This is a genomic window from Actinotalea sp. C106 (assembly GCF_023630195.1).
Lineage (GTDB): Bacteria > Actinomycetota > Actinomycetes > Actinomycetales > Cellulomonadaceae > Actinotalea.
In genome coordinates this window covers 1-2,371 of sequence record NZ_JALPKN010000390.1, presented here as the reverse complement: position 1 = coordinate 2,371, position 2,371 = coordinate 1, and the positions used below count along the sequence as shown (strand labels likewise).

Sequence of the window (2,371 nt, the reverse complement as noted above, 5' to 3'; positions counted from 1 at the left end):
GGGCGGTGCGGCCGGTGCTGGCACCGGTGGTCGAGGTCGCCCGGGAGGGGCCACCCCGCCCTGGGGCCTTCTCGAGGCGCTCCTGGGCGGCCTTGCGCTTGGCGGCCACGTGGTACGGGCGGTCCTCGGCCTTGGGGGTCGGGCCCTTGCCCTCGAGGGCGCGGCGGTTCTTGCCGCCGGTACCGCCGGTCGCCCCCTTCTTGGATCCGGCCTTGCGCGTGGCGCCGCGGCGCTGGGAGTTGCCTGCCATCAGTCCTCCTGGTCGTGCACGAGCGACCAGCGTGCACCGGTCGGTGAGTCCTCGACGACGATGCCGGCACCGGCGAGCCGGTCCCGCACGGCGTCGGCGGTGGTCCAGTCCTTCTCGGCCCGGGCCCGGGCCCGGGCGTCGAGCTCGGCCCGGACGAGCGCGTCCAAGGCTGTCTCGGCGAGCGAGCCCTGCCCTGCCCCGCCCCACTGGACGGGGTCGAGACCCAGCACGTCGAGCATCCCGCGCAGGGCCAGCACCTCGGCCTCGACCTGCTCGTCCGAGCCGTCGGCCAGCAGCGTGTTGCCGCGGCGCAGGTGCTCGTGGACGACGGCGAGGGCCGCCGGGACGTTGAGGTCGTCGTCCATCGCGGCGGTGAAGCCCGCGGGCAGCGGCGCGGTGCGGACCGCGTCGAGGTCGTGGCTGCGGCCCAGCCGCTCGGTGGCCCGCTCGACGAACCCTGCCAGACGCGTCCAGGTGGCCTCGGCCTCGTGGAGGGTCTCGGGGGTGTACTCGAGCATCGAGCGGTACTGCACCGCGGTCAGGGCGTACCGCAGCGCCACGGCCGGGGCCTGCTCGAGGATGCTCGCGACCATGAGCGAGTTGCCCAGGGACTTGCTCATCTTCGCGCCGCCCTGGGTCACCCACGCGCTGTGCATCCACAGCTGGGCGAACCCGTGCCCCGCCGCCCGGGACTGGGCCTGCTCGTTCTCGTGGTGCGGGAAGCGCAGGTCGAGGCCGCCGCCGTGGATGTCGAAGGTCTCGCCGAGGTACTTCTCGGCCATGGCCGAGCACTCGAGGTGCCAGCCTGGTCGGCCACGGCCGTACGGGGTGGGCCAGGACGCGGTGGCCGGGTCGCTCGGCTTGGTGGCCTTCCACAGCGCGAAGTCGTGCGGGTGCCGCTTGACCGACCCCTCGCCGTCGGGCTGGTCGGCCTCGTCGTCGGCCGGGGTGAGGTCCTCGGGCCGCTGGTTGGTCAGCGCGCCGTACTCGGGGAAGGAGCGGACGTCGAACCAGACGTCCCCGGCCCCCGTCACGTAGGCGTGGCCTCGCTCGACCAGACGCTCCATCAGCTCGACCATCTCGGTCACGTGGCCGGTCGCGCGGGGCTCGTAGGTGGGCGGCAGCACCCCGAGGGCGTCGTACGCGGCGGTGAACTCGCGCTCGAACCGCTGGGCCCAGGCCCACCACGGCACGCCGGCCTCGGCGGACTTGGTGAGGATCTTGTCGTCGATGTCGGTGACGTTCCGCACGAGGGTCACGTCGAGGCCGCTACGGCGCAGCCAGCGGACCAGCACGTCGAAGGCGACGGCCATGCGCATGTGACCGATGTGAGGGCCGCCCTGCACCGTGGCCCCGCACACGTAGACACGGACCTGCCCGGGGGTGAGCGGCACGAGGGCGCGCGCGGCACGGGTCGCGGTGTCGAACAGGTGCAGGGTCACCGCGCCAGGGTACCGGCGCGACGAGGGGACTCCCGGCCCTGGACCGGGTCGCGGTGCGGAGAGATGATCGAGGCATGAGTCGCGTCGTGGTCGCCGCAGCGTACGGAGGACCCGAGGTCCTTGCCCTCGTCGAGGAGGAGCCGGGCGTCCCGGGCCCCGGGGAGGTGCTGATCGAGGTCCGCGCCGCCGGGGTCAACCCGGCCGACTGGAAGACGTACACCGGTGCCTGGGGCAGCGATCCCGCGCGTCTGCCGCTGCGGCTCGGCTTCGAGGCCGCGGGCGTGGTCACCGCTGTCGGCCCGGACGTCGAGGCCTTCAGCCCGGGGGACGAGGTCATCGCCCACCCCGTGCAGGGGGCCTACGCCGACCACCTCGTGGTGCCCGCCGAGGACCTGGTGCCCAAGCCCGCGGGCCTGGACTGGGCGCGGGCCGGGGGTCTCATGCTCGCGGGGACGACGGCGGTCAACGCCGTCGCCGCGGCTGCGGTGGGGGCCGGGGACACGGTCCTCGTCCACGGGGCGAGCGGCGGGGTGGGCGCGATGGTGACCCAGCTCGCGCACCACCGCGGGGCCCGAGTGATCGGCACGGCCTCTCCGGCCAACCACGAGTACCTGGTCGACCTCGGGGCCGCCCCGCTCGCCCACGGCCCGGGGCTCGTGGAGCGGGTGCGCGCCCTGGC

2 protein-coding genes and 1 pseudogene are annotated in these 2,371 nt (G+C 74.7%); 1 reads left to right on the top strand and 2 read right to left on the bottom strand.

What is annotated here, in order from left to right:
- Together L0B03_RS16740 and cysS are read right to left on the bottom strand one after the other, a co-directional pair.
- A pseudogene (locus tag L0B03_RS16740) lies at positions 1-250 on the bottom strand (23S rRNA (guanosine(2251)-2'-O)-methyltransferase RlmB); the annotation flags it as partial.
- Entirely contained in the window at positions 250-1,692 is a 1,443-nt protein-coding gene (gene cysS / locus L0B03_RS16735; protein ID WP_250447979.1) for a cysteine--tRNA ligase, read from the bottom strand. The gene cysS and the pseudogene L0B03_RS16740, both read right to left, overlap by 1 nt.
- Before the next feature lie 74 nt (positions 1,693-1,766).
- Here cysS and L0B03_RS16730 point away from each other — a divergent pair.
- Positions 1,767-2,371: NADP-dependent oxidoreductase (locus L0B03_RS16730; protein ID WP_250447978.1), on the top strand; the 605-nt coding region annotated here is incomplete at its 3' end.